The sequence below is a fragment of the Nonomuraea sp. NPDC051191 genome (assembly GCF_044455665.1).
GTDB lineage: Bacteria > Actinomycetota > Actinomycetes > Streptosporangiales > Streptosporangiaceae > Nonomuraea.
Genome location: NZ_JBITEZ010000016.1, coordinates 94,732 through 119,181, shown reverse-complemented (window position 1 = coordinate 119,181; position 24,450 = coordinate 94,732). Strand labels below are relative to the sequence as shown.

Genomic DNA, 24,450 nt, shown 5'->3' with positions numbered 1-24,450 from the left:
GAGTGAATGGAGGCGCGGCCGGCGGTTGACGATGCCGCGCTCGGGCGCGAGGCGCTGGCCGTGCTCGAGGCGAACTGGACGGGCAGCGGCACCGTGCCCGCGCCCGGCCTGTACCCGCACCAGTGGAGCTGGGACTCCGCGTTCGTCGTCATCGGCCTGGCCAGGCACCGTCCGGAGCGCGCCCGGGAGGAGCTGCTCAGCCTGCTGAGCGGCCAGTGGGCGACCGGCATGGTGCCCCACATCGTCTTCCACACGCGCGAGGCGTACTTCCCCGGGCCGTCCGTCTGGCGTTCGCAGGAGCACGAGTCCGCGCCGAGGGTCGGCACCTCCGGGCTCACCTCACCGCCGCTGCAGGCGCTGGCGCTGCGGTGGCTCTACCGGCACACCGGCGACGTGGGGTTCGTCCGGCGGACCTTCCCGTTGCTCGTCGCCCAGCACCACTACCTCGCCTCGGCCCGCGATCTCGGCGGCGCGGGGCTGGCGGCCATCGTCCACCCCTGGGAGTCGGGCATGGACGACAGCCCGGCCTGGGACCAGCCGCTCGCCGCGCTGCCCGTCATCGGCTACGGCTACCGCAACGTGGAACTGGCCGACCGCCATCCCGACAGCGACCACGACCGTTACGTCTGGCTGGCCATGCGCTACCGCGACGCCGGCTACCGCGCCGAGTACCTGCGCGACGAGCACCCGTTCGCGGTCGAGGACCCGATGTTCAACGGCATCTGGCTCGCCTCCTGCCAGGCGCTGGCCGAGCTGGCGCCGCTGGCCGGCGCCGATCCCGCGCCCCACGCCGAACAGGCCGAACGCATCAGGCAGGCCATGCTCGACCGGCTCTGGGACGGCTGCTTCTACCCCCGCGACCTGCGCTCCGACCGGCTGATCAAGGTCTGCACGGTGGGCGCGTTCGGGCCGCTGCTCGATCCCGGGCTGCCCAGCGACCAGCTGCACGCCTGCGTCGAGGTGCTGGAGTCGGCCCGGTTCATGGGCGCGACCGGCTACCCGGTGCCGAGCTGCGAGATCCGCGCCGCCCAGTTCGACCGCACCCGCTACTGGCGCGGGCCGTCCTGGGTGAACACCAACTGGCTGTTACGCCGGGCCGCCGCCGTCCACTCGCTCGACCAGCTGGGGCGGCAGCTCGCCAACGGCACCCTGCGGCTCGTCCGGCAGGCCGGGTTCCGCGAGTGTTTCGATCCCTTCGACGGCAGCGGGCGCGGGTGCAGGGACTTCTCGTGGAGCGCGGCGCTCACCCTCGACCTGCTCGCCGATACCGTGGAGGTATGAGCATTTTTCGCCGCCTGCCCGCCGACGTGCGCCGATCGCTGGACGTCCGGCCGGGGGAGCGGGTGCTGACGTTCACCGAGACGGGTGACGGTCACCTGGTGGCCACCAACCTGGCCCTGTTCCTGTCGGACGGGACGCGGGTGCCGTACGAGGAGATCGACAAGGCGTCGTGGGACGACGAGGGGCTGCGGGTCGTCACCGTCGGCGGCGCCCGGTACTTCGAGCGGGTCGCCGAGCCGCGGATGGTGCCGGAGACCGTGCGCGAGCGGGTGAACTCCACCATCGTGGTCAACAAGCGTGTCAGCCTGCCGGGGCGCGGCGGCGTACGGCTGGTGGCCAGGCGTCCGCCGGGCGGCGAGGTGCTGGGCTGGACCCTGGTCTTCGACGAGGGGCTCGATCCGGCGGACCCGGGGCTGCGCGCGCAGGCCGAACAGGCCCTGGAAGGCGTCCGGCGCAGCATGGGCGTGTGAGGGATCACACGTCCGTGCCGCGCCGGATCTCGGGGTCTCGGCCTCAGTAGGGGATGCCGGTCTCGCGGGACTTGCGTTCCGCGAGATCCTCCTCCTCGGGCCAGCCGCTGCCGGACCTGTGATGGCCGTCGGAGCCGAGGAACGGGATCTTCTCCTGAAGAGTTCCGCCCACCTTCTCCCTGGCCGCTCCGGCCAGCTTCGACGCCTGCGCGCCGACCACGCCCGCGGCCTCCTGGACCCTCGGGCTGTCGGCCACCCGCTGGGCCGCCCGCTTGATCTGTTCGTACCGCTCGCGGCCCGCCCGGCTGCCGAGCACGTAACCGACCGCCAGACCGACCGCAAATGTCATCCGATAACGCATGTTGCACCTCCGCTGTCTCCCGGCCTACCCCAGTTGCGATGCGACACGCACTCCCGGAGTGCGCTAATCTATTCCTGCGCACGAAGGAAGGGCCCAACAAGCCCGACCAGCAGGGCGAACGTTCGATCCCGCGTAGCTCAACGGCAGAGCAGCCGGCTGTTAACCGGCAGGTTATAGGTTCGAGTCCTATCGCGGGAGCCAGTGGTCAGGCCCTCTACCTGGAGACAGGTGGAGGGCCTGAGTCGTTTCCGGGGCGTCGTCCGGGGTCTCGGACGACGCGTTCCCCTCACTCAAGGCCCAGGTCCTCGACCGCCGGTCCTACGGGGCGAGGTAGTACTCAGGGGCGCCGCCCGTGGCCTGGACGACGATGGGCTCCGCGCCTTCCCAGCCCGTGTTCTTGAGGTGGTACCGGACGCGGTAGTCGTGGAGACCGGCGACGTCGTAGTCGGTGACGTCGAGCGTCAGGCGTACGGTGCGGGTCTCGTCGTTGCTCATGAACGGGGAGCGTAGACGTCGCCACCGACAAGATCGTGCGAGGCGGCGCGTGGGGTGTACGGGTTGTAGTTGGTGGGTTACGGGATTTTGGGGTTTGGGGGACAAGGGGAGGGTTGGGGCGGAAGATGGGGGAGCCGGTCGGGTATGGCCGGCAGCCGCGGGAAGTCGTCGAAGGTGGCGTGGAGAGGGCGCCGCCGCAGGACGTGCCGCCGACCCGGAATCGGCGGGGCGCTCCGCTGACGGAGAAGTGTTGGTTGCCGCGTGCGTACCTGGATCAGATCCCTGCGTCCCTTCGATGTGCAAGCCGTGCACGCGCTGTTCGAGCGCACCACGGACGTCCGCGAGGCGGAGCGCTTCATCAGGCTCTTCCACGCCGAGAACCCCTCCGCCGGCGGCCTGGCCGCCCGGCTGCGCGACGTCGCCAGAGACGTCGCCCGCCACGGCACGTACGCCCACACCTTCGAGGAGCTGGAGTTCGGCGCGCGGGTGGCCTGGCGCAACAGCGGCCGGTGCATCGGACGCCTGTACTGGCGCTCGCTGAAGCTGCGCGACCGGCGGGAGGTGGCGACCGCGGAGGGCGTGGCGGTGGAGTGCGTGGCGCACCTGCGGGAGGCGACGGGGGAGGGGCGCATCAGGCCCACCATCACCGTCTTCGCCCCGGACACCCCGGCCATGCCGGGCCCGCGGGTGCTCAACGACCAGCTCGTCCGCTACGCCGGGCACCGTCTGGACGGCGGCGGCGTCCTGGGCGACGCGCGCAACGCCGGGCTCACCGACCTGGCCAAGGAGCTCGGTTGGCGCGGCGGGCCGGGCCGGTTCGACGTGCTGCCGCTGATCGTGCGGGCCGGGCTCGGCGACCCGCTGCTGTGCAACCTGCCCGGCGACGCCGTGCTGGAGGTGCCGCTGCTGCACCCCGAGTACGCGTGGTTCGCCGAGCTGAGGCTGCGCTGGCACGCCGTGCCGGTCATCTCGGACATGTGCCTGGAGATCGGCGGCGTCTGCTACCCGTGCGCGCCGTTCAACGGCTGGTACATGGGGACCGAGATCGGGGCGCGCAACCTGGCCGACGCCGACCGGTACGACCTGCTCCCCGAAGTGGCCAAGCACCTCGGCCTGGACACCTCCACCGAGCGCTCGCTGTGGCGCGACCACGCGCTGGTCGAGCTCAACGTGGCGGTGCTGCACTCGTTCGAGGCGGCCGGGGTGACGATCACCGACCATCACACCGAGTCCCGGCGCTTCCTGACCCACCTGGAACGCGAGGAGCGCGCCGGACGCCGCTGCCCGGCCGACTGGTCGTGGATCGTCCCGCCGCTGTCGGGCGGCGCGACCCCGGTCTTCCACCGGTACTACGACACCTGCGAGCTGACCCCCGCCTACGTGCACCGCCACCCCACCCGGTGACATGCTTGCCAGCCCTGCCCAGAACATGGTTCGGTTAGCGCATGGCGGAACTCGTGCTCTCATCGTCGGACCGGGGCGTGCTCACGCTGACCTTCAACCGTCCCGACACGCTCAACGCCTGGACGGACGCCATGGGCCGGCGCTACTTCGACCTGCTGGCCGAGGCCGAGAAGGACCCCGACGTCCGGGCCGTCGTGGTGACCGGCGCCGGCAAGGGTTTCTGCGCCGGAGCCGACTTCAGGACGCTCGCCGCCATCCAGACCGGCTCCTACGACGAGACCCCCGACCCGCGGCCCAACACCTTCCCCACGACCATCGGCAAGCCGATCATCGCCGCGGTCAACGGGGCCTGCGCCGGGCTCGGCATGGTGCACGCGCTCGTCTGCGACCTGGTCTTCACGGCCGAGGAGGCCAAGTGGACGACGGCGTTCCCGCGCCGCGGCCTGGTCGCCGAGTACGGCCTGTCCTGGGTGCTGCCGAGGGTCATGGGCCAGCAGCGGGCCATGGACGTCCTGCTGTCGGGCCGGGTGTTCAGCGGGCGGGAGGCGTACGAGCTGGGCCTGGCCAACCGGGCGGTGCCCGGGGAGTCGCTGCTGGAGCAGGCCCAGGAGTACGCGAGGGAGCTGGCCGTGCACAGCTCGCCGGCGTCCATGGCGGTGATCAAGCGGCAGGTGTGGCACGACTGGGACACCACGCTGGAGGAGTCGGCCAGGAAGGCCGTCCACGAGATGCTGGCCTCCTTCGGGCGGCCCGACTTCGCCGAGGGCGTCGCCAGCTTCCTGGAACGCCGCCCGCCCAACTTCCCGGCGCTGTGAAACCGCAGGCCGGAGGGGGGCCGGCCGGCGCGCGCCGAGGTTAGACGACGAGCCCCGCCGGGTAGGCAGGGCGTGTCCGGGAGCTTCACGGCGAAGCGGGGACGCGGGGCAGGTTCGGGGGGCGCGGTGCAGGCTTTCGTCATGAGGGAGATCGGCCGGGTCGGCTTCATGGACAAACCCGTGCCGCGACCGGGCCCGCGCGACGCCGTCGTCCGCACCACCACCGCACTCATCTGCACCTCCGACTCCCACACCGTCCAGGGCGGCATCGGCCCGCGCACCGACCTGACGCTCGGGCACGAGGCCGTCGGCGTCGTGCACGAGGTGGGCGGCGAGGTGCGCGACTTCCGGCCGGGCGACCGCGTCCTGGTGGGGGCCATCACGCCCGACTGGGGCGATCTCGCCTGTCAGGACAACCACCCGTCGCAGTCCGGCGGCCCGCTCGGCGGGTTCAAGTTCGCCAACTCCAAGGACGGCGTCTTCGCCGAGTTCTTCCACGTCAACGAGGCCGATGCCAACATGGCCAAGATCCCCGGCGGCGTGCCGGACGAGACGGCCGTCTACTGCGCCGACATGCTCTCGACCGGGTTCATGGGCGCCGAGAACGGCGACATCCCCATCGGGGGGACGGTCGCCGTGCTGGCCCAGGGCCCGGTGGGGCTCATGGCCACCGCCGGCGCCCGGCTGCGCGGCGCGGGCCTGGTCATCGGGGTCGAATCGGTGCCCCGCCGCAAGCGGCTCGCCCGCGACTACGGCGCCGACGAGATCGTCGACTTCACCACCGAGGACGTCGTCGAGCGCGTCCTCGGGCTGACCGGGGGCCAGGGCGTGGACACCGCCATCGAGGCGCTCGGCGCGGACGCCACCTTCCAGACCGCGATCAAGATCACCAAGCCGGGCGGGACGGTGTCCAACACCGGCTACTACGGCCAGGGCGAGTTCGTCCGCATCCCGCGCGTCGAGTGGGGCGTCGGCATGGCGGAGAAGAAGATCACGACCGGCCTGTGCCCGGGTGGACGGCTGCGCATGGAACGCCTGCTGCGCATCCTGGAGGGCGACCGGCTCGATCCCACGCCCCTGACCACCCACACGTTCGGCTTCGAGGAGATGGAACGCGCCTTCGAGGTCTCGGACAAGAAGCTCGACGACGTGGTGAAGGTGATGATCGCCTTCCAGTGACGGCAAGGGCACCAAAAGGCGCCGAGAAGCACTGAGGAGCGCCGAGAAGCACTGAGGAGAACGCCGGCCATGCTCGACCTCGACCCACCCTTCCGCCCGGTGCGCCGCCGGGACGGCTACCCGGCGCTGGAGGACCTGGGCCTCATCGGCGACGGCACGACGGCGGCGCTGGTCGGTCTCGACGGCTCGATCCCGTGGTTGTGCCTGCCCGACTTCGACAGCGATCCCCTGCTGTGCGGCCTGCTGGACCACGAGCGCGGCGGCCACTTCACGCTGACGGCCGACGACCTGCGCGAGGCCAGGCAGTACTACGAGCCGGACACCGCCGTGCTGGTCACCGAGCTGCGCGGCCCGTCCGGCGTGGTGCGGATCACCGACGCGCTGGTCCTGCGCGCCGGCGCCGACCTCAGCGACGACGCGGGCGGCGGCAGGGGCGAGCTGGTCCGGTCCGCGGTCGTCCTGGCGGGGAGCGTACGCCTGCGGGCGGAGCTGGAGCCGCGCGGCGGCGGGCAGGCCCGGATGCTCGGCAGCGGCCTGGAGGTGCGCGCGTCCCGGCGGCCCGACCTGCGGCTGCATCTGCGCTCCGACCGGCCGCTGACCGGGCTGCGCACCGTGCACGACCTCCAGGAGGGCGACCGCCTCGACCTGGTGCTGTCGTGGGGGCGCATCCACCGCCACCACCGGTTCGACCCCGAGGCGATGTTGCGGCAGACCGCCGACGCCTGGCGGCGCTGGATGGGCGCGTGCGGCTACCGGGGCCCGCAGGAGGCGCTGGTCCGGCGTTCGGTGATCACGCTGAAGCTGTGCGACGACTGGGTCAACGGCTCGCTGGTGGCGGCGCCGACGTCCTCGCTGCCCGCGCCCGTCGGCGGGGTGCGCAACTGGGACTACCGCTACACGTGGATCCGCGACGCCGCCTACGCCGTCTTCGCGCTGCGCCGCGTCGGCTTCGAGGAGGAGGCCGACGGCTTCCTCGGCTGGGTCCTCGACGCCTTCGAGCAGAGCGGCGATCCGCTGATCATGTACACGCTGCGCGGCGACCCCGTACCCGAGGAGGTCGTCGACGCCGATCTGGAGGGCTACCGGCGCTCGGCGCCGGTGCGGTGGGGCAACGGCGCGGCCGACCAGCGCCAGCACGACGTCTACGGCGAGGTGCTGGACTGCGCCGACCAGTGGCTGCTGCCCGGCCGCGACCTCCAGCCCGCGCTGTGGTCGGGGCTGTCGGAGCTGGCCGAGGCCGCCGCGCGCACCTGGCAGGAGCCCGACCAGGGCATCTGGGAGGTACGCAGCCAGGGCCGGGTCTTCACCTACTCGGCGGGCATGTGCCAGGTGGCGCTGGACCGGGCCGCGGCCATCGGCGAGCGGCTGGGCCTGGCCGGTCCGATCGCCAGGTGGCGGTCCACCGCCGAGGAGCTGCGCCGGCTCATCCTGGAACAGGCGTGGAACGAGGAGGCGCAGTGCCTGGGCGAGCACCTCGACGGCGGCAGCGGCCTGGACGCCAGCCTGCTCGCGCTGCCGCTGCGCAAGGTCGTGCCGGCCAACCACCCGCGGATGGCGGCGACCACCGCGGCCGTCGCCGAACGCCTGTCCGCCGGCGACGGCCTGCTCTACCGCTACCTGCACGAGCAGTCGCCGGACGGTCTGCCCGGCGACGAGGGCGCCTTCCTGCTGTGCAGCTTCTGGCTGGTGGACAACCTGATCCTCCAGGGCCACCGGGCCCGCGCCGAGGAGCTGTACGCCTCCCTGTGCGCCCGCGCCAGCCCGCTCGGCCTGCTCCCGGAGCAGATCGACCCGGCCACGGGCGCGTTCGCGGGCAACTTCCCGCAGGCGTTCAGCCACATCGGGGTGATCGCCAGCGGGGTCAACCTGGCCCGGGCGGGGGCGGCCCGGACGCCCTGACCGGCTCAGGCCAGGCGGTGGGCGCCCTTGGCCGCGGTGGCCGACAGGAAGCGCGGGGCCTGGAAGCCGCGCTCGGCGTAGGCGGCCGTGACCGACGCGCGCACGTCGTCGAGACGGGCGTCGGGGACCAGGGCGATGGCCGAGCCGCCGAAGCCGCCGCCCGTCATCCTGGCGCCGCGGGCCCCGCCGCGGAAGGCGGCCTCCACGGCGACGTCGAGCTCCGGCGAGGAGACCTCGTACTGGTCGCGCAGCGACAGGTGGGAGGCGTTGAGCAGGGCGCCGATCTCGGTGACCTTGCCCGCGCGCAGCAGGCCGATCAGGGCCTCGACGCGGTGGTTCTCGGTGACGACGTGCATGACGCGCTTGCGCTCGGCGCCCTGGAGCCGGTCGAGGGCCGCGGCCAGGTCGGTGACGTCGCGCAGGGACGGCACGCCCAGCTTCCCGGCGGCGGACTCGCACTCGGCGCGGCGCTTGGCGTACTCGCCGCCGGCGTGCTCGTGGTGGACCTGGGTGTCGATGATGAGGATGCTCAGGCCCTCGGCGGCCAGGTCGAGGGGGATGTTCCTGGAGCCGAGCGAGCGGCAGTCGAGGAACAGCGCGTGGCCCTCCTGGCACAGCGCGGAGGCGGCCTGGTCCATGATGCCGCACGGCATGCCGACGAAGTCGTTCTCGGCCCGCTGGCTGAGCAGGGCGATCTCCATCGGCGTCAGGCCGAGCCCGTGGACGTCGTTCAGCGCGGAGGCGACGGCCACCTCCAGGGCGGCGCTGGAGCTGAGCCCCGCGCCCTGGGGCACGTCGCCGTCGATCGCGATGTCGGCGCCCGCGACCCGGTCGCCGAGCATGGCCAGCACGCCCACGGCGTAGCGGGCCCAGCCGGTCGCCTCCTCCCTGGCCGACAGCTCGACCGGGCCGCCGGAGGACTGGAGGGACAGCAGGCGGATGGTCTGGTCGGCGCGCGGGGTGACGGCGGCGCTCACGCCCCACGGCACCGCGAAGGGCAGGACGAAACCGTCGTTGTAGTCGGTGTGCTCGCCGATCAGGTTGACCCGGCCGGGCGCGCGCCAGACCGTGCGGGGATCGGCACCGAAGGCGGCACGAAAAGCTTCAGCAACGCGCATAATCCAACACTCCTCAACAAAGGCCCGACCGTAGACTAGCGCCATGGAGGAGCTCCTGGATCCAGCGCTCGGCGAGGTCCGGGTGTTCCTGATGCACGACGACAACAAGCGGCGCAAGCTCAAGTACAACCTGGGCCATCGGCGGCTGCTCACCTTCGGCGGGGCGTACTCCCATCACATCAGTGCCGTGGCCCGGGCCGGGAGGCTGCACGGGATCGAGACGATCGGGGTGATCAGGGGCGAGGAGCACCTGCCGCTCAACCCCACGCTCGCCTTCGCCGTCTCCTGCGGGATGACGCTCACCTACCTCGACCGCGCCTCCTACCGGCTCAAGCACACGCCCGAGGTGCAGGCACGGCTGCGGGAGCGCTGGGGGGACGTCACGATCCTGCCGGAGGGCGGCAGCAACGCGGCGGCCGTGCGCGGCTGCGCCGAGCTCCCGCCGGAGATCGGCGTCGACTACGACGTGGTCTGCTGCCCGGTCGGCACCGGCGGCACCCTCGCCGGCATCGCGGCCGGGCTGCCCGAGGGCAGGCGGGCGCTGGGCTTCGCGGTGCTCAAGGGGGCCGGCTTCCTGACGGACGAGGTGGCCCGGCTCCAGCGCGAGGCGTACGGCCGTACCTGGACGAACTGGTCGGTCAACCTCGACTACCACTTCGGCGGCTACGCCCGCTCGACCCCCGTCCTCGACCGGTTCGCCGCCGAGCACCGGGTCGAGGGCGTCTACGTGGCCAAGATGCTCTACGGCGTGCTCGACCTGGCCCGGCAGGGAGCCTTCGCGCCGGGCACCCGCGTCGTCGCCGTGCTGACCGGTCAGCCCTCGACGTCCGTGGCGGCGTGCGGGGCGCCGACCGGCTTCGACTCGGGCGAGCCGCGCTGACGCAGGTAGACCGACAGCACCACCATCGACAACACGGCCAGCAGCTCCGACTGCCAGTTCTGCAGGCTGCGGTTCCAGAACTCGGCGGAGGTCACGTACTGGCCCCACGAGACGGGGTCGCGCAGGTCGCCCAGCCGTCCGGAGTTGTAGGCCGCCTGGCCGGCCACCGACTGGGCCAGCCACGACAGCACGAAGATGACGCCCATCACCAGGCCGAGCGAGTTGCTGAACAGCCACAGCCGGGCTCCGCGGGCCTTGGCCCAGGCGGGGGAGTAGCTGGTGGCGTGCGCGCCGATCTGCTGCTGCTCGTCCGACTCGGCCCCGGCGTCCTCCACCTTCTTGGACTCGGGGGAGCCCTTCTGCACGAGCCAGACGGTCAGCATGATGTACAGGAAGAACTGCAGGTACTCCGACTGCCAGTTCTCGGCCACGTCCACGGCGAAGTCGGAGGAGGTGACGTACTCGGCGAACGACACCGGGTCGGCGCCCTGGACCAGTTGCAGGTCGTTGAACTGGAGCATGCCGGCCACCGCCTGGCCGCCGAGCGCCAGCAGGAACATGACCAGGAAGGCCAGCGACAGGGAGTTCTCCTTCAGCCACCTCACAACCGCGCCCACCCGATGGCGAAGAACCAGGCCAGCCCCGCCGCGATGACGAGCAGGGTCAGCGTGAACATCACCCGCATCAGCCCTCCACCTCGCATTCGTAGGGCAGGTCGCGCACGGGCCGGCAGCCCGCGGCCTTCACCCGCCAGCCGTCGGCGAAGCGGTGGAGGAACACCGTGTCGCCGGCCAGCCGCACCTGGGCCTCGTTCCCCCACACGTTCACCTCGGTGACCCGGCCGCCGGGGCCCAGCTTGACGTCGCCCAGCGCCTGCGCGCAGGTCTGGCCGGGGTCGGGCAGCTTGTCGGCGGTGGTACGGGCCAGCAGCCCGCACGCGGCGTCCTCCTGGTGGGCCGCCACGGCCGCGTGGAACCGTTCGGCGGCCCGCGCGGGGGACGTCGTGTCCACGGCGCAGCCGACGGCCGCCAGGAGGAGCGCCGGAACGACGAACGGGAATCTCATGAGCCACCCGCTACCCACAGGGGCTCAGGGCATGCTGCCGGGCGCGCCGGCTAGCCGAGCTGGTCGAGCACCGGGGTGACCAGGGCGTTGAGCTCGCGGGCCAGCACGACCACGGCCCGGTGGGCCCGCTGCTCGACCTCGTCGTGCGGGCCCTCGGGCTCCGGCGGGAGGTCGTCGAGCGGCACGGGCGCCTCGACGAGCAGTGTGGCGCGCAGGAACGGGATGCGCGCCAGGTCCTGCTGGCTCGGCTCGACGTACTGGCCGAAGGTCTCCTGCCAGCCCAGCCAGCCGCGGTCGCGCCACCAGGCCCGCGACCTGGTCAGCTCCTCGGGGAGCGGCGAGGCGATCTGGACGCGGGCGTAGAGGGTGCCGTCCCAGGTGTTGCGGTGGCAGGTGGCCTCCAGGACGCGGCGGTCCCAGCGCACGTAGCCGGGGGTGAGCGAGGGCGAGGTGGCCAGCCGCCAGGCCGCGCAGGCGAACCTGACCGGCGCGATGTCACCCCACTCGAACTCGTCGAGGTTCTTGCGCACGTGTACGGCGTAGCGCCCGTCACGGTCCCTGTCGAACTCCTGGTCGATCCAGAACGCCTTGCCCATGCCCCCTACGCTACGGCCCGGCGGGGCCGCCCGGCGGGGTACGGGAGATCTGGGTCTTGTCGGTAATTACGTGACCATATAAGCTCATCTGGTCAAACAATGGGAGGGCGAAGAATGGCCAGAGCGGGCAGGCCGCCGCAGGACCCCGCGCGGCACGCCGAGCGGGCCCACCGCATCCTCGACGCCGCCGCCGAGCTGATCCTGCGCTGGGGCTACGACAAGACCACCGTCGACGACGTGGCCAGGCGCGCCGGCGTCGCCAAGGGCACGATCTACCTGCACTGGAAGACACGCGACGAGCTGTTCGCCGCGCTGCTGCGGCGCGAGCGGGTGCTCATGCTGGACCGGGTGCGCGAGGCCGCGCCCGCCACCCTCGGCGAGCTGTTCGGGAGCCTGGCCTCGGCGCTGTTGCACCGGCCGCTGCTGCACGCGGTCCTGCTCGACGACTCCGAGGTGCTCGGCAAGCTCACCCGGCTCAAGCGGCAGCGCCCGTCGATCGGCGGACTCGAACTCGGCGGCCCCTTCGACGCCTACCTGCGCGAGCTGGTCAAGCTGGGTGCCGTGCGCGAGGAGCCGGCCGAGCAGGTCATGGTGATCGGCTCGATCTTCTACGGCTTCATGTTCCTGCCCGGCGCGCGCCCGGAGTCCGAGCGGCTGCCCGACGACCGCGTCGCCGACCTGCTGGCCGAGACCGTCGAACGCGCGGTGGGCACCGGACGCGCGCTGCCGCCCGCCGACGCCGCGGCCGTCGCGCGGGCCACGCTCGACCTCCTCGACGCCCTCGCCGACGTCGCCCGGCGCAAACTGGCGACATCCATGAGCCCTGCTAAGGAGCGCGTGCAGTGAAGGAAGTCATCCCCCTCGACGACGAAGCCGCCGCCGACCTCGACACCGCGGGCGGCAAGGGCGCCTCGCTGGCCCGGCTGGTCAGGGCGGGGCTGCCGGTGCCCGGCGGGTTCGTCGTCACGACCGGGGCGTACCGGTCGTTCGTGTCGGCGTTCGGCGACGAGATCGCCTCCTCCGGTGACCCCGGCGCGCTGTTCGCCGCGCACGAGATCCCGGCCGGCCTGGCCGCGCAGATCGAGGCCGCGCACGCCGCGCTCGGCGACGACGTCGCGGTGGCCGTGCGCTCGTCGGCCACCGCCGAGGACCTGCCCGAGCTGTCGTTCGCCGGGCAGCAGGACACCTTTCTCAACATCCGGGGCGACGGGCTGCTGGAGGCGGTCCGCCGCTGCTGGGCCTCGCTGTGGAACCCGCGCGCCGTCGCCTACCGCGAGCGCAACGGCGTCCCGCACGATGACGTGGCCCTGGCCGTGGTCGTCCAGGAGCTGGTGGACGCCGACGCGGCCGGGATCATGTTCACCGCCGACCCGGTCACCGGCGCGCGCGACGAGATCGTGGTCAACGCCTCCTGGGGGCTCGGTGAGGCCGTCGTCGGCGGGCAGGTCACGCCGGACACGATCACCCTGTCGGGCGGCCGGGTCACCGGGTCGCGGGTCGCCGACAAGACCGTCATGACCGTGCGCACCGCGAGCGGCACCCGTGAGGAGCCCGTGCCCGAGGAACTGCGCCGCCGACCCGTGCTCGACCCGCCGCAGGCGATGGAGCTGGCCGCGCTCGGCGAGCGCGTCCAGGCCCTGTACGGCCTGCCCATGGACGTCGAGTGGGCCAGGCGCGACGGCACGTTCGCGATCCTCCAGGCCCGCCCGATCACCGGCCTGAAACCGCAGGTCGAGGAGTGGAACGACAGCCTCAAGGGCGACTACCTGTGGACCGCGGGCAACCTGGGCGAGGCCATCCCCGACGTGATGACCCCGGCGACCTGGTCCTTCGTCCGGCTGTTCATCCACGAGGCCATGTCGGCCTCGGCGCTGCCCGGCTTCGACCTGGTGGGCAACATCGGCGGCCGGTTCTACATGAACCTCAGCGTCGTCCACTCCATCGCCGCCGCCCTGGGCATGCGGAGCAGGCTGGGCGCGGTCGAGCAGGTCTTCGGCAAGCTGCCGCCCGGCCTGGAGATGCCCCTGGTGGGCCTGTCCCGCTGGGAGATCATCAGGCGCGTCCTGCCGATGGCCGTGAACCTCCAGCGGCGGGTGCGCCGGAACCTCAAGGAGATGCCGGCCTTCCTCGCCGCCTCCCGGCGGCGCTGCGAGGAACTGCGCGAACGCGTCGCCGCCACCTCCTCCGGCCCCGAACTGGCCGACCTGTGGACGGCCGAGATCAAGCCCCACGTGGTCACCTCCAGCCGCATGCTGGAGGCCGCCGGCCGCCAGGGCGGCGCCACGCTCGTCTGGACCCGCGACCGGCTGCGCAGGCTGATGGGCGAGGTGGACGCCGAGGCCATGCTCACCGGCGTGAACGCCGACGGAGAGCTGGCCAGCCTCGGGCCCGTCCTGGGCCTGGGCAGGCTGGCCAGGGGCGAGATCAGCAGGGAGGAGTTCGCGCTGGCCTACGGGCACCGCGGGCCGCACGAGTTCGAGGTCTCCCGGCCCCGGCCCGGCGAGGACCCGGCCTGGATAGACGCCCAGCTCACCGGCCTGCGCGACCTGCGGGCCGGCACCGAGGCGCTGCTCGCCCGCCAGGAGAAGGCCAGGCAGGAGGCGTGGGCGAGGTTCGCCGCCCGCCACCCGGGCAAGGAGGCCAAGATGCGCGCCCGGGTACGGCGGTGGAACGCGGTCGTCCGCGACCGGGAGAACGCCCGCTCGGAGAACATGCGGGCCTTCTGGGTGCTGCGGGCGTTCGTGGTGCGCGCCGGCGAGCTGACCGGTCACGGCGACGACCTGTTCCACCTCTACCTGGAGGAGATCCTCGACGTGCTGCGCGGCGACCCCTCTGCCTTGGAACGGGTGCCGGTACGGCGGGCGACCCACGACCTGTACGCCGCGCTGCCGCCGTACCCGACGGTGATCGTCGGCCGGTTCGACCCCGTCCGGTGGGCCGCCGACCCCGGCCGCCGGGCCGACGTGTACGACGCCCGCGGCTTCGACGTCCCGGTCAGCGACACCGTGACCGGGTTCCCCGGCGCGCCCGGCGTGGTCGAGGGCGTGGCCAGGGTCATCGCCGGCCCGGAGGACGGCGACCGGCTCAAGTCCGGCGAGATCCTGGTGACGACCCTGACGAACGTCGGCTGGACCCCCATGTTCCCGCGCGCCGCCGCCGTCGTGACCGACATGGGCGCGCCGCTGTCGCACGCCTCGATCGTCGCCCGCGAGCTGGGCATCCCGGCCGTGGTCGGCACCGGCAACGCCACCATGCGGCTGCGCGACGGCGACCGCGTCCGCGTGGACGGCGAGCGCGGCACGGTCGAGTTGCTGCGCTGAAAGGGGTGCTGCGCCGAAAGGGGTGCTGCGGTGAAAGGGGTGCTGCGGTGAAAGGGGTGCCGCGGTGAAAGGGGTGCTGCGGTGAAAGGGGTGCCGCGGTGAAAAGACTGCGCCAAGTCGGCCGCCCGCCGGCGGCCGGTGTGTTCTCTGGATGACCATGATCGAACAGTGGATCCTCGACGACGAGCGCGAGCTCGAAGCACGCTGCGCCCGCTTCCGCCTCGCCCTGCTGGGCCCCGACCGCGACGGCCCGCAGCCCGACCTCCAGAAGGAGCCCCGGCACCCGGATGACACCACCTGACCAGCCGTACACGTGGGACGACGTGCCCGGCGCCCTCGTCCGGGAGGTCGAGCGGCGGCTCGGCCGGGCGGCGGCGGGCTTCCAGGAGCGGCACGGCGGCTTCACCGGCGGCGTGCGCGGCGTGCTCACCCTGACCGGCGGCGGCCGGGTGTTCGTCAAGGCCGTGCCCGCCGCCTCCGGGCACGCGGCCGACTACCGGGCGGAGGCGGTGGTCGCCGCCGCCCTGCCGCCGGGCGTGCCCGCGCCCCGGTTCCTGTTCTCGTGCGAGGAGGCGGGCTGGGTCCTGCTCTGCTCGCGGGTCGCACCCGGCAGGGTCCCGCACGAACCCTGGCACGACGACGAGCTGGCCGCCGCGCTCGGCCTGCTCACGGCGTGCGCCCGCGAGCTGACCCCGTCCCCGCTGGGCGGCCTGCTCACACTGGCCGGGCGCATGTCGGGCCGCTGCGAGCTGTGGAACACCCTCGACCCCGCCCGCGCCGGAGCCTGGGAACGCGCCCACCTGCCCCGCCTGGCCGAGGTCGAACGCCGCTGCGCGACCGGCGCGAACGCTCCCGCCGCGCCACCCTCGCCTGGCTGCGCGCCCGCTGGGCCTGACCGGGCCGCTGTCGGTCAGCCGCCGGTCGGCCGCCGGTCAGCCGCCGACGTGGATGCCGGGCCGCCGCTGCGGGTCGGTCTCGATCTTGCGGATGATCTCGCGGACGACCGGGGCGGTGTCGCCGCGCCCCAGGATGAGGTAGCGCAGCAGGTGGACCATCGGCGAGCCCTCGGCCCACTCGAAGTAGCAGTGGGGGCGCACCCCGGTGGCGTCGCGCAGCGCGAGCAGGACGGCCGCGATGGCGTTGGGCGCTGCCGGGCTCTCCGCGCGCAGCACGCGGTGGCCGTCGACCTCGACGCCGCGCACCCGCAGCACGTCGCTGAAGCTGGAGGGGTCGATGACGTCGATCTCCAGGAACAGCACGTCGGCCCGGCCCGGCACCGGGTTCATCGAACGCTGCTCGCTCTCCTTGGCCAGGTACTCGGCCGCGTCGCCGGGGCCGCGCCGGTTGGCGATGATGTTGAGCGCGCCGTCGTAGTCGAGTGAGTCGGTGACGAACCGGCGCGCCACCTCGTCGAACTCGATCCGGTCGGCCCGCAGCTCGGTCGTGCGCGACACCCGCGAGATCAGCGAGATCGCGACGATGCCGAGGATGAAGAACGCCGAGATGGTGATGCCGTCGGGCTTCTCCCTGATGTTCTCCACCAGCGCGTAGAGCAGCACCAGCGTCAGCACGGTGAACCCGATGGCGGCCGGCGTCTGGCGGCGCCGTACGGCCGAGATCGTCACCGCGACCGCGCCGGAGACCATCATGGCCAGGATGCCGGTGGCGTACGCGCCGGCCTGCGCGTCGACGTCGGCGTTGAAGAGCAGGGTGAGCAGGACGCAGATGGCCGTGTAGACCAGCACGACGGGCCGCACGGCCCTGCCCCACTCGGGCGCCATGCCGTACGAGGGCAGGTAGCGCGGCACGATGTTGATCAGGCCCGCCATGGCCGAGGCGCCGGCGAACCAGAGGATGAGGATGGTGCTGATGTCGTAGACCGTGCCGAAGCCCTCGCCGAGGCGCTCGTGCGCCAGGTACGCCAGCGCCCTGCCGTTGGCCTGCCCGCCGGGCGCGAACTGGTCGGCCGGGATGAGCACGGTGGTGACGAAGCTGGTGGCGATCAGGTAGACGCTCATGATGAGCGCGGCCACGGTCAGCAGCTTGCGGGTGTTGGCGATGCGCGAGCGCAGCCGCTGCTCGGGGTCGTCGCCCTGGGCCGCCACGAGGGGCATCATGCTGACGCCCGTCTCGAACCCGGACAGGCCCAGCACCAGCAGCGGGAAGGCCAGCACGGCCGGGCCGAGCAGCCCGGTGAAGCCGCCGCGCCCGGTCAGCAGCGCGTCCGTCCAGCGGGACAGCGACTCGGGCTCGGCCGCCACGTCGGCGAACCCGACGGCGACGACGACCGCGTTGAGCAGCAGGAACAGCGCCACCAGCGGGATCGCGACGCCGACCGCCTCGGTGAAGCCCATCAGGAACACCCCGCCGAGCACCAGCAGCAGCACCACGGTGATGATCACCGCGTGCCCGTGCAGGAAGCTCGGGAAGTACGGGTTCTCCAGGACGTGCACCGAGGCGTCGGCGGCCGACAGCGTGATCGTGATGATCCACGACGTGGCCACGAACCCCAGCAGGACCAGCACGAACAGCTTGCCCCGCCAGAACGGCAGCAGGCGTTCGAGCATGGCGACCGACCCCTGCCCGTTCGGGCTCTCCTTGGCCACCCGCCGGTACATCGGCAGCATGCCCAGCAGCGTCAGCCCCACGATGAGGAGGGTGGCCAGCGGCGACAGCGCGCCGGCGGCCAGCGCGGCGATGCCGGGCAGGTAGGCGAGGGTGGAGAAGTAGTCGACGCCGGTCAGGCACATGACCTTCCACCAGGGCTGCGGCTCGCCGTGCCCCTCGGCGGACTCCGGACCGACGGGCTGGACCTGGTGCCGCAGCAGCCACCGCGCCAGACCGCTCGAAGGCGGCCCGGTACGGCCCGCGCTCTCGACCGACTCGGGGACGGCCAGCCCACCGGTACCGCTCACCGGAACTTCCTCTCAAGGGACACCGCCAAACGAACGTCCCCACACTAGGGGGTCGGCCTCCGCGAGCGCGCGCCGCGGCCCCCGCCCTAGGAGCTGTTCACCGTTCGGATCAGGTGGCCGAGCGTGAGCGGCGGTGCCGGCGGCAGCGGTTCGGCGTGCCCGGCGCCGAAGGACTGCAGCAGGTACGCCACCAACCGCCGCGACGCCGCCTCCACCCCTTCCCCCGCACCGGCGATGAGGCCGCAGTTGGCCCTGAACAGCAGCACCAGGTCCGCGACGTCGAAGTCGGCCCGCAGCCGGCCCGTGGCCTTGGCCCGCCGTACCATCTCTGCGAGGCCCCGCTCGGCCCGCAACCGCGTGCGCTCGTAGTCGATCGCGTCCGGGAACGCGGTGAGGAAGGCCTCGGTGAACCCCCGGTCGGCGACCTGCATCGCGCACACCTTCTCGATCGCCCCGCGGAACCCCCGCCACGGATCCGGGTCGGCCAGAGCGTCGTCCACGGCCGACGCGCACGCCGCCAGCTCATCCGCGAACACCTCCGTGATCAGGGACTCGCGGGACGGGAACCGCCGGTAGAGGGTGGCCACCCCGACCCCGGCACGCCGGGCGATGGCCACCATCGGCGCGTCCAGACCGCGCGCGGCGAACGTCTCCCGCGCCGCGCCGAGGATGCGCGCCCGGTTGTGCCGCGCGTCCGCCCGCAGGTCTTTGGCCGACGCCAACTGAGAGGGATGATCAGCCATATTTCTCACATTAGCGTAAGTGGAGAGGGCCGTCCGGTTAGCGAGCTAGCGTCGTCCGTATGGAGACGAATCAGATGCGCGCGGCCCTGTTCGACCGGTACGGGCCGCCGGAGGAGCTGTACGTGGGCACGGTGCCGAAGCCGGTCCCCGCCCCCGGACAGGTGCTGGTGCGGGTGCACGCCGTCAGCGTGAACGGCGGCGAGGTGCACGGCCGGACCGGCCGGCTGCGCCTGGTGACCGGGATGATGCAGCGGGGCTTCCCGAAACGGGTCGGGATCGACCTCACCGGCGAGATCGTCGCCCTCGGCCCCGGGGTGACCGGCCCGAAGGCAGGCGACCGGGTGTGGGGCGCGCTGGGACGCACGTTCGGGAGCGCCGCCGAGTACGTGGCGATCCGCCCCCGCCGTCTGTCCCCGGCCCCGGCGGGACTCGACCTGGTGACGGCCGCGGCGCTCCCGGTGGGCACGACGGCCATCACGGCGCTGCGCGACCTGGCCGCGCTCAGGCCGGGCGAACGCCTGCTCGTCCGGGGTGGCAGCGGCGGCGTGGGCGTCGTCGCGGTACAGCTCGGCCGGGCGCTCGGCGCCCACGTCACCGCCCTCGCCGGGGCGCGGGGCCTCGACCTCGTCCGCGACCTCGGCGCGCACGAGGCGTACGACTACGCCGCCGTCGCCCCGGCGGACCTGGGCAGGTTCGACGTGATCCTGGACACCGCCGGCACCGAGCACGCCGCCTTCCGCCGCCTGCTGACGCCGTCCGGCCGGATGGTGGCGATCGCCTTCGACCAGCGCAGGATCGCGGCGTCCCTGGCGTACATCGCCGCCTCGGCCGTTCACGGGCGGCGGCGGGTGCGCTTCTTCAGCGGCAACCCCACCACCCGGCTCTTCACCGACCTCACCCGGTACGTGGACAGCGGCGCCATCCGCCCGGTCGTGGACACGGTCTTCCCCTTCGACGACATCGCCCAGGCACACCGGACCCTGGAGAAGGGCGGCGTACGCGGCAAGGTCGTCGTACGGATCGCCTGAGAACGGTACGACACGCCGAACGTCCACCGCGGCACCGCCGTCGCAGGACGGCCAGAAGCGGCTAGAAGCCGTCGTCGCGGGAGTCCGCCGGGAGGGCGGTGACGCCCGGACCACCCGGCACGGGCCCGGGCACCCGCTCGGCCGGTTCCGGTGCGGGGCCCGCCGTCCGCTCGGCCGGGTCCGGCGCGGGCATCGGCTGCGCCAGCACCAGCGTCAGGTCGTCGCGCAGGTCGCCGGCGTGCTCGTCGAGCAGGTCGAGCAGGTTGGGCAGCGCGTGGTCCAGGCCCGGCGCGGCCAAGGCGTGCCGGACCTGCCGGTCGAGCGGGAAGTGCACGCCGTCGGCGTCCCTGGCCTCGCTCAGGCCGTCGGTGTAGAGCAGCAGCCGCTGGGAGGGGCCGAGACCGGCGCGCCGCATCCGCGGCTCGGGGCCCAGGCCCAGCGGCGGCGAGGGCTCGGGCGGCTCCAGGGCCTCCAGGCGGTGGCCGATGCGCAGGGGCGCCGGATGGCCGCAGTTGACCAGCCGCACCTCGCCGGGCACGAACTCGGCCAGCAGGACGGTCACGAAGTCCTCCTCGCCCAGGTGCGGCGCGAGGTCGGCGTCGAGCGCCGCGGCCAGCGCCACCAGGTCGGTCACGACGGGCGCGTGCCGGCGGAAGGCGGCCAGCACGACGGCGCTGAGCCGGACGGCCTCCATGCCCTTGCCCTTGACGTCGCCGACGATCAGCCGCACGCCCGTGGGCGTGACCAGCGCGTCGTGCAGGTCGCCGCCGATCAGCGCCTGGTCGGTGGCCGAACGGGTGTGGACGGCCAGGCTCATGCCGCCCAGCCGGGGCGGCAGCGGCCGGACGATCGCCTGCTGGGCGAGCTCGGCGATCTGGCGGACCCGGGCGAGCTCGCGCTCCTGGCCGCGCTGCATCCGGAAGCTCACGTACATCCACCCGGCCGCGGCGGCGAGGACGAGCAGACCCGTCAGAGGGTCGAAACCGCCGCCCCGGAAGGTGACGAACAGCGCGACAACCACTTCGACCAGCAGGAACAGCAGGAACCAGCCTCGCTGTGAACGCATGGTATGTCTCCGGTTATCGGCTTCTTCTTTCCGGACGCGGCGAACAGGGTGAGTAGCTACTTTCTCACTTTTAGTCACGCAGTGCATCAGGTTCCGGCAAGCTGCTTTCACAACTTCATCCGATAGGTGGCGATCACGATGGCAGGTAAGTGGCAGGCAGGCAACCTTCCAGCGGAACTCACGAGCCTGATCGGCCGCGGCGACGAGCTGGAGCAGGTGCGGAGGGCGTGCCGGCGTTCGCGGCTGGTGACGCTGACCGGGGTGGGCGGCGTGGGCAAGACCCGCCTGGCCCTGCGTGCCGCCGCCGACCTGCGGGCCGACTTCGCCGGCGGCTCCTGGCTGGTCGAGCTGTCGCCCCTGGACGACGGCACCCTGCTGCCGCACGCCATCGCCGAGGCACTCCGGGTCACCGACCAGACCACCAGGCCCATGGCCGAGGTGCTGGCCGAGCACCTGTTCGGCCGCGAGCTGCTGCTCGTGCTCGACACCTGCGAGCACCTGGTCGGGGCCTGCGCGGCGACCGTCGAGGCGCTGCTCGCCGCGGTGCCGGGGCTGCACGTCCTGGCCACCAGCCGCCGTCCGCTGGAGATGGACCCCGAGCTGGTGATCGTGGTCGAGCCGCTGCCGGTGCCGGCGGCGGGCGCCACCGCGCTGCTCGGCCAGGACGCCGTGACCCTGCTCGTCGAGCGCGCCGCGGAGACGATGCCGACCTTCGAGGTCACCGACACCAACCGGGACGACGTCGTCCGGCTGTGCCGCAGGCTCGAAGGCATCCCGCTGGCGATCGAGCTGGCCGCCGCCCGGCTGCGCGACCTGCCCCTGGGTCACCTGGCCGACCGGCTGGAGGACCGCTTCGCCACGCTGGAGGACGACCTCGCGCTCGTCCAGGAGGCCGACCCGCCCTGGCATCAGGCGCTGCGCACCGCCGTCGGGTGGAGCCACGAGCTGTGCGAGCCGGCCGAGCGTCTGCTGTGGGCGCGGGTGTCGGTGTTCTCCGGGGACTTCGACGCCGAGGCGGCCCGCCGGGTGTGCGCCGACGAGCGCCTTCCCGAGGGCGACATCGGGCTGCTGCTCGACGCCCTGGCCGACGAGTCGATCCTGACCTGGCTGCCGACCGGCTCGGGGGAGCGCTACCGCATGCTCGACACGCTGCGCGAGTACGGCGCCGGCTGGCTGCGCGGCCTGGGCGAGGAGGAGGAGCTGCGCCGCCGGCACCGCGCCCACTACCAGGACCTGGCGGTACGCGGCGCGGCCGGCTGGCTCGGCTCCGCGCAGCCGTCGTGGTACGACCGGATGGTCGGCGAGCACGACAACCTGCGCGCCGCGCTGGAGACCGCTCTCGGCGAGCGGGACGGCGCCGCCGCCCTCGACCTGGCCGGCACGCTGGCCTTCTTCTGGTACGGCTGCGGCTACGCCAAGGAGGGCCGCCACTACCTCGGCCAGGCCCTGGCCCTCGATCCGGCGCCTCACCAGGCTCCCGGCGGGGTGCGCGCCCGCGCCCTGTGGGCCGACGGCCTGCTCGCCGCCACCCAGGGGGACGCCGCCGCCGTCGAGGCGCGGGCCGAGGAGTGCGAGGCCGCCGCGGACCCCGACGACGCCTTCGCCGCGCTGTGCGTAAAGGCGCTGCGCTCGTCGGCCGGCGTGATCCGGGGCGACCTGGAGCAGGCCATGACGGAGTCGGAGCCGGCGTACGCGATGCGCTGGAGCGACGAGGACCTGACGATCGCGGGGCTGCTGGCGTTGATGTGCCGGGCGGTCGCGCACACCGTCGGCGGCCGGATCGAGGAGGCGATCGCGGTGCTGGAGGACCTGCGGGCCCTGTGCGACCGCTGCGGCGAGCAGGCCATGCGCTCCCACGGCGACCTGCTGCGCGGCCAGGCCGAGCTGGCCCGCGGACGGGTGGGGGCGGCCGTCGCCTACGGGCAGGCCGCGCTGCGCACCAAGCGGCGGCTGCACGACGACTTCGGGATCGGGCTGACCGTCGACCTGCTGGCGCTCGGCGCGGGCGCGGCGGGCCGGGCGGAGCGCGCGGCCCGGCTGCTGGGGCTGGCGCAGCGGATCTGGAGCACCCACGGGCAGGCGCAGGCCAGCGTCCCGGCCTGGGTGGCGGCCCGGCAGGAGTGCGAGCGGCAGGCGCGCGAGGCCCTGGGCGACGACGCGTACGAGTCGGCGTTCCGCGCCGGGTACGACGGCGAGGTCGACGCCGGGATCGGGTACGCGCTCGAACCCGAGGAGGAGGGGCTGCCGAACGTGTGAGACCGCCGGCCTCGGGGCTCCGACGTGGCGGAGGAGGCAGATGTTGCCCGCCTGACGGTGACAGCCTCACCTCTTGGCTGTATCGGCGTTACCACGGAGAGTAGGGAGACATCCGTACATGGGAGGCTGCATTGGACATCCGTCCACTTTCGTTCCCGGTTCCCGGCGAGCGGACGTCCGAGACGATCCGCCGCCTGCGGGACGAGCACGGCCCCGTCCTGCCCGTCCTGCTGCCCGGGGAGGTGAACGGCTGGCTGGTGACCTCCTACGAGGCGACGGACGAGGTGCTGGCCAACGACGACACGCTCTACAGCAAGAACGCCAAGAACTTCACCGGGCTGCATGACGGCACGGTTCCCGCCGACTGGCCGCTGCGCCAGGTCATCCAGGGCGACCACCTGCTGACCAAGGACGGCGCCGACCACCGGCGGCTGCGCAGCCTCGTCAACCGGGCCTTCACGCCGGCCCGGGTGGCCGCGCTCGTGCCGCGCGTCCAGGAGATGACCGACGAGCTGCTCGACCGCCTGGCCGAGCGGGACGGCGAGGTCGATCTCGTGCACGCCTTCAGCGAGCCGCTGCCCGTCGCGGTGATCTGCGAGCTGTTCGGCGTCCCCGGGGAGGAGCGGGCGCAGATCCGCGAGTGGACCGGGGTGATGTTGTCGCACGCCGCCACCCCGGACGAGGTGAACGCGGCGGCCGGGTCGCTGCTCGGCTACCTGGGGGCCTTCATCGCGCGCCGCCGCGGCGAGCCGGGCGACGACCTGACCACCGGCCTCATCCGCGCCAACGAGGACGACGGCGACCGGCTGTCCGACAACGAGCTGCTGTGGATCCTGTGGGTCGTGCTCGTCGCCGGTCACGAGACGACCGTGCACCTGATCGCCAAGGCGGTCGTGGCCCTGTGCGCCGACCCCGTCCAGCTCGACCGCGCCCGTACGGAGGACGCGTGGGAGCAGGTGGTCGAGGAGGCGCTGCGCAGCCGCAACTCGGTCGTCGGCCTGGTGTTCCGCTACGCGCTCAAGGACGTCACGGTCGCCGGGACGACCATCCGGGCGGGCGAGCCCATCGTCGTCGGGCTCACCGGCGCGGGCACCGACCCGGCCCGCTACGGCCCGGACGCCGGCAGCTTCGACCTGGGCAGGGCCAAGGACGGGCACCTGGGCTTCGGCCGGGGCCCGCACTTCTGCCTGGGGGCGCCGCTGGCCCGGCTGGAGGCCAGGATCGCGCTGTCGTCGTTGTTCACCAGGTTCCCCGGGCTGCGGCTGGCCGTCCCGCCGGAGGAGATCGCCTACACGGCGTCGATCATCACCGAGGGGCCGCTGGCGGTTCCCGTACTGTTGCGCTGATTCTGCCTGCCAAACCGGCTTTCCATGATCCGGAATAGGGTCTGAGCGGCCGGGCTCAGGGGCATCGTCCGAGGACATCGCCCTGGCCCGGCCGCTTCTGTCGTTCTCGCCGAGGTGCGGGGCTCCTGGTTGAGTTCGTCCCTGCCTCTTGACATGTTCTCCGCCCCAGTGGTCTCCTAGCGCCAGTTCGGAATGTCATTCCTTATGACGGAA

Annotated in this window: 23 protein-coding genes and 1 tRNA gene; 14 read left to right on the top strand and 10 right to left on the bottom strand. The window is 73.0% G+C overall.

Features of this window, described 5'->3' with window-relative positions; genetic code table 11:
• Positions 1–6 precede the first annotated feature (6 nt).
• Positions 7–1,281: an MGH1-like glycoside hydrolase domain-containing protein gene (locus tag ACIA8R_RS39780; protein WP_364086921.1), complete on the top strand. Its 1,275-nt coding sequence runs from the start codon at positions 7–9 to the stop codon at positions 1,279–1,281.
• Complete coding sequence (locus tag ACIA8R_RS39775; protein ID WP_357693908.1) at positions 1,278–1,751, top strand: hypothetical protein; 474 nt, start codon at positions 1,278–1,280, stop codon at positions 1,749–1,751. Before ACIA8R_RS39780 ends, ACIA8R_RS39775 begins: the two co-directional genes overlap by 4 nt.
• Positions 1,752–1,794: 43 nt before the next feature.
• On the opposite strand, the gene ACIA8R_RS39770 is transcribed toward ACIA8R_RS39775, so the two are convergent.
• The gene (locus tag ACIA8R_RS39770; RefSeq protein WP_357693906.1) at positions 1,795–2,112 is read right to left on the bottom strand and encodes a YtxH domain-containing protein; all 318 of its coding nucleotides are present in this window, start codon (positions 2,110–2,112) and stop codon (positions 1,795–1,797) included.
• 126 nt (positions 2,113–2,238) lie between these two features.
• Between ACIA8R_RS39770 and ACIA8R_RS39765 the strand changes: the two genes are divergently transcribed.
• Positions 2,239–2,313: transfer RNA gene (locus ACIA8R_RS39765), tRNA-Asn, on the top strand.
• 117 nt (positions 2,314–2,430) lie between these two features.
• Here the strand turns inward: ACIA8R_RS39765 and ACIA8R_RS39760 are convergent.
• Complete coding sequence (locus ACIA8R_RS39760; RefSeq protein ID WP_357693903.1) at positions 2,431–2,607, bottom strand: hypothetical protein; 177 nt, start codon at positions 2,605–2,607, stop codon at positions 2,431–2,433.
• 306 nt (positions 2,608–2,913) lie between these two features.
• Here ACIA8R_RS39760 and ACIA8R_RS39755 point away from each other — a divergent pair, with 306 nt between their 5' ends.
• The 4 genes from ACIA8R_RS39755 to ACIA8R_RS39740 all read left to right on the top strand — a co-directional run bounded on the left by ACIA8R_RS39755 (position 2,914) and on the right by ACIA8R_RS39740 (position 7,904).
• Complete coding sequence (locus ACIA8R_RS39755) at positions 2,914–4,011, top strand: nitric oxide synthase oxygenase (protein ID WP_364086926.1); 1,098 nt, start codon at positions 2,914–2,916, stop codon at positions 4,009–4,011.
• A 41-nt stretch (positions 4,012–4,052) separates the two neighbouring features.
• Positions 4,053–4,826, top strand: a complete 774-nt coding sequence (locus ACIA8R_RS39750; RefSeq protein ID WP_364086928.1) for an enoyl-CoA hydratase-related protein — start codon at positions 4,053–4,055, stop codon at positions 4,824–4,826.
• Positions 4,827–4,967: 141 nt separating this feature from the next.
• Positions 4,968–6,005: an NAD(P)-dependent alcohol dehydrogenase gene (locus ACIA8R_RS39745; RefSeq protein ID WP_397042671.1), complete on the top strand. Its 1,038-nt coding sequence runs from the start codon at positions 4,968–4,970 to the stop codon at positions 6,003–6,005.
• 69 nt (positions 6,006–6,074) lie between these two features.
• Positions 6,075–7,904 carry a glycoside hydrolase family 15 protein gene (locus ACIA8R_RS39740; RefSeq protein WP_397042669.1) on the top strand — a complete coding sequence of 610 codons (1,830 nt, stop codon included), beginning with the start codon at positions 6,075–6,077 and terminating at the stop codon, positions 7,902–7,904.
• A 5-nt stretch (positions 7,905–7,909) separates the two neighbouring features.
• Here the strand turns inward: ACIA8R_RS39740 and galK are convergent, their stop codons facing one another.
• Positions 7,910–9,022 carry a galactokinase gene (galK, locus tag ACIA8R_RS39735; RefSeq protein ID WP_397042667.1) on the bottom strand — a complete coding sequence of 371 codons (1,113 nt, stop codon included), beginning with the start codon at positions 9,020–9,022 and terminating at the stop codon, positions 7,910–7,912.
• Between the two features lie 43 nt (positions 9,023–9,065).
• Here galK and ACIA8R_RS39730 point away from each other — a divergent pair, with 43 nt between their 5' ends.
• A complete protein-coding gene (locus ACIA8R_RS39730; protein ID WP_364086935.1) occupies positions 9,066–9,902 on the top strand; it encodes a 1-aminocyclopropane-1-carboxylate deaminase/D-cysteine desulfhydrase in 837 nt (278 codons plus the stop codon).
• Here the strand turns inward: ACIA8R_RS39730 and ACIA8R_RS39725 are convergent.
• From ACIA8R_RS39725 to ACIA8R_RS39715, 3 genes are all read right to left on the bottom strand, one after another.
• Positions 9,836–10,507 (bottom strand): DUF6766 family protein, encoded by a 672-nt coding sequence (locus tag ACIA8R_RS39725; protein ID WP_397042665.1) that lies wholly within the window; start codon positions 10,505–10,507, stop codon positions 9,836–9,838. The two genes, ACIA8R_RS39730 and ACIA8R_RS39725, sit on opposite strands and share 67 nt — an antisense overlap.
• A gap of 79 nt (positions 10,508–10,586) precedes the next feature.
• Positions 10,587–10,967: a hypothetical protein gene (locus ACIA8R_RS39720; RefSeq protein ID WP_357693885.1), complete on the bottom strand. Its 381-nt coding sequence runs from the start codon at positions 10,965–10,967 to the stop codon at positions 10,587–10,589.
• 50 nt (positions 10,968–11,017) lie between these two features.
• Complete coding sequence (locus tag ACIA8R_RS39715) at positions 11,018–11,563, bottom strand: hypothetical protein (protein ID WP_357693883.1); 546 nt, start codon at positions 11,561–11,563, stop codon at positions 11,018–11,020.
• Between the two features lie 114 nt (positions 11,564–11,677).
• On the opposite strand from ACIA8R_RS39715, the gene ACIA8R_RS39710 reads away from it, so the two are divergent.
• From ACIA8R_RS39710 to ACIA8R_RS39700, 3 genes are all read left to right on the top strand, one after another.
• Positions 11,678–12,409, top strand: coding sequence for a TetR/AcrR family transcriptional regulator (locus ACIA8R_RS39710; RefSeq protein ID WP_397042662.1), 732 nt, complete (start codon positions 11,678–11,680; stop codon positions 12,407–12,409).
• On the top strand, positions 12,406–14,883 hold the full coding sequence (locus ACIA8R_RS39705; protein WP_397042660.1) for a PEP/pyruvate-binding domain-containing protein: 2,478 nt from the start codon (positions 12,406–12,408) through the stop codon (positions 14,881–14,883). Before ACIA8R_RS39710 ends, ACIA8R_RS39705 begins: the two co-directional genes overlap by 4 nt.
• 151 nt (positions 14,884–15,034) lie before the next feature.
• Positions 15,035–15,184: a hypothetical protein gene (locus ACIA8R_RS39700; protein ID WP_357693877.1), complete on the top strand. Its 150-nt coding sequence runs from the start codon at positions 15,035–15,037 to the stop codon at positions 15,182–15,184.
• Positions 15,185–15,376: 192 nt separating this feature from the next.
• On the opposite strand, the gene ACIA8R_RS39695 is transcribed toward ACIA8R_RS39700, so the two are convergent.
• The 3 genes from ACIA8R_RS39695 to ACIA8R_RS39685 all read right to left on the bottom strand — a co-directional run bounded on the left by ACIA8R_RS39695 (position 15,377) and on the right by ACIA8R_RS39685 (position 18,541).
• Positions 15,377–15,616 (bottom strand): hypothetical protein, encoded by a 240-nt coding sequence (locus tag ACIA8R_RS39695; RefSeq protein WP_397042658.1) that lies wholly within the window; start codon positions 15,614–15,616, stop codon positions 15,377–15,379.
• Positions 15,617–15,815: 199 nt separating this feature from the next.
• Complete coding sequence (locus ACIA8R_RS39690) at positions 15,816–17,798, bottom strand: amino acid transporter (RefSeq protein WP_364086947.1); 1,983 nt, start codon at positions 17,796–17,798, stop codon at positions 15,816–15,818.
• An 86-nt stretch (positions 17,799–17,884) separates the two neighbouring features.
• A complete protein-coding gene (locus tag ACIA8R_RS39685; protein WP_364086949.1) occupies positions 17,885–18,541 on the bottom strand; it encodes a helix-turn-helix domain-containing protein in 657 nt (218 codons plus the stop codon).
• A 59-nt stretch (positions 18,542–18,600) separates the two neighbouring features.
• Here ACIA8R_RS39685 and ACIA8R_RS39680 point away from each other — a divergent pair, with 59 nt between their 5' ends.
• Complete coding sequence (locus tag ACIA8R_RS39680) at positions 18,601–19,569, top strand: NAD(P)-dependent alcohol dehydrogenase (RefSeq protein ID WP_364086951.1); 969 nt, start codon at positions 18,601–18,603, stop codon at positions 19,567–19,569.
• Between the two features lie 61 nt (positions 19,570–19,630).
• Here ACIA8R_RS39680 and ACIA8R_RS39675 read toward each other — a convergent pair whose 3' ends face one another.
• Positions 19,631–20,635 carry a PP2C family protein-serine/threonine phosphatase gene (locus ACIA8R_RS39675; protein WP_397042655.1) on the bottom strand — a complete coding sequence of 335 codons (1,005 nt, stop codon included), beginning with the start codon at positions 20,633–20,635 and terminating at the stop codon, positions 19,631–19,633.
• Positions 20,636–20,773: 138 nt separating this feature from the next.
• Between ACIA8R_RS39675 and ACIA8R_RS39670 the strand changes: the two genes are divergently transcribed.
• Positions 20,774–22,891, top strand: a complete 2,118-nt coding sequence (locus ACIA8R_RS39670; protein ID WP_357693865.1) for an ATPase — start codon at positions 20,774–20,776, stop codon at positions 22,889–22,891.
• A 131-nt stretch (positions 22,892–23,022) separates the two neighbouring features.
• A complete protein-coding gene (locus tag ACIA8R_RS39665) occupies positions 23,023–24,237 on the top strand; it encodes a cytochrome P450 (RefSeq protein WP_357693863.1) in 1,215 nt (404 codons plus the stop codon).
• The last annotated feature ends 213 nt before the right edge of the window (positions 24,238–24,450 follow it).

Bases quoted from the DNA above. Each gene is read 5' to 3' on its own strand.
- ACIA8R_RS39700 (WP_357693877.1), top strand. From the start codon at position 15,035: ATGACCATGATCGAACAGTGGATCCTCGACGACGAGCGCGAGCTCGAA.
- ACIA8R_RS39680 (WP_364086951.1), top strand. From the start codon at position 18,601: ATGGAGACGAATCAGATGCGCGCGGCCCTGTTCGACCGGTACGGGCCG.
- ACIA8R_RS39685 (WP_364086949.1), bottom strand. From the start codon at position 18,541: ATGGCTGATCATCCCTCTCAGTTGGCGTCGGCCAAAGACCTGCGGGCG.
- ACIA8R_RS39760 (WP_357693903.1), bottom strand. From the start codon at position 2,607: ATGAGCAACGACGAGACCCGCACCGTACGCCTGACGCTCGACGTCACC.
- ACIA8R_RS39775 (WP_357693908.1), top strand. From the start codon at position 1,278: ATGAGCATTTTTCGCCGCCTGCCCGCCGACGTGCGCCGATCGCTGGAC.
- ACIA8R_RS39720 (WP_357693885.1), bottom strand. From the start codon at position 10,967: ATGAGATTCCCGTTCGTCGTTCCGGCGCTCCTCCTGGCGGCCGTCGGC.
- ACIA8R_RS39745 (WP_397042671.1), top strand. From the start codon at position 4,968: ATGAGGGAGATCGGCCGGGTCGGCTTCATGGACAAACCCGTGCCGCGA.
- ACIA8R_RS39710 (WP_397042662.1), top strand. From the start codon at position 11,678: ATGGCCAGAGCGGGCAGGCCGCCGCAGGACCCCGCGCGGCACGCCGAG.
- ACIA8R_RS39675 (WP_397042655.1), bottom strand. From the start codon at position 20,635: ATGCGTTCACAGCGAGGCTGGTTCCTGCTGTTCCTGCTGGTCGAAGTG.
- ACIA8R_RS39750 (WP_364086928.1), top strand. From the start codon at position 4,053: ATGGCGGAACTCGTGCTCTCATCGTCGGACCGGGGCGTGCTCACGCTG.
- ACIA8R_RS39670 (WP_357693865.1), top strand. From the start codon at position 20,774: ATGGCAGGTAAGTGGCAGGCAGGCAACCTTCCAGCGGAACTCACGAGC.
- ACIA8R_RS39780 (WP_364086921.1), top strand. From the start codon at position 7: ATGGAGGCGCGGCCGGCGGTTGACGATGCCGCGCTCGGGCGCGAGGCG.
- ACIA8R_RS39770 (WP_357693906.1), bottom strand. From the start codon at position 2,112: ATGCGTTATCGGATGACATTTGCGGTCGGTCTGGCGGTCGGTTACGTG.
- ACIA8R_RS39695 (WP_397042658.1), bottom strand. From the start codon at position 15,616: ATGCGCCCGGCCAGTGTGAGCAGGCCGCCCAGCGGGGACGGGGTCAGC.
- ACIA8R_RS39740 (WP_397042669.1), top strand. From the start codon at position 6,075: ATGCTCGACCTCGACCCACCCTTCCGCCCGGTGCGCCGCCGGGACGGC.
- ACIA8R_RS39715 (WP_357693883.1), bottom strand. From the start codon at position 11,563: ATGGGCAAGGCGTTCTGGATCGACCAGGAGTTCGACAGGGACCGTGAC.
- galK (WP_397042667.1), bottom strand. From the start codon at position 9,022: ATGCGCGTTGCTGAAGCTTTTCGTGCCGCCTTCGGTGCCGATCCCCGC.
- ACIA8R_RS39730 (WP_364086935.1), top strand. From the start codon at position 9,066: ATGGAGGAGCTCCTGGATCCAGCGCTCGGCGAGGTCCGGGTGTTCCTG.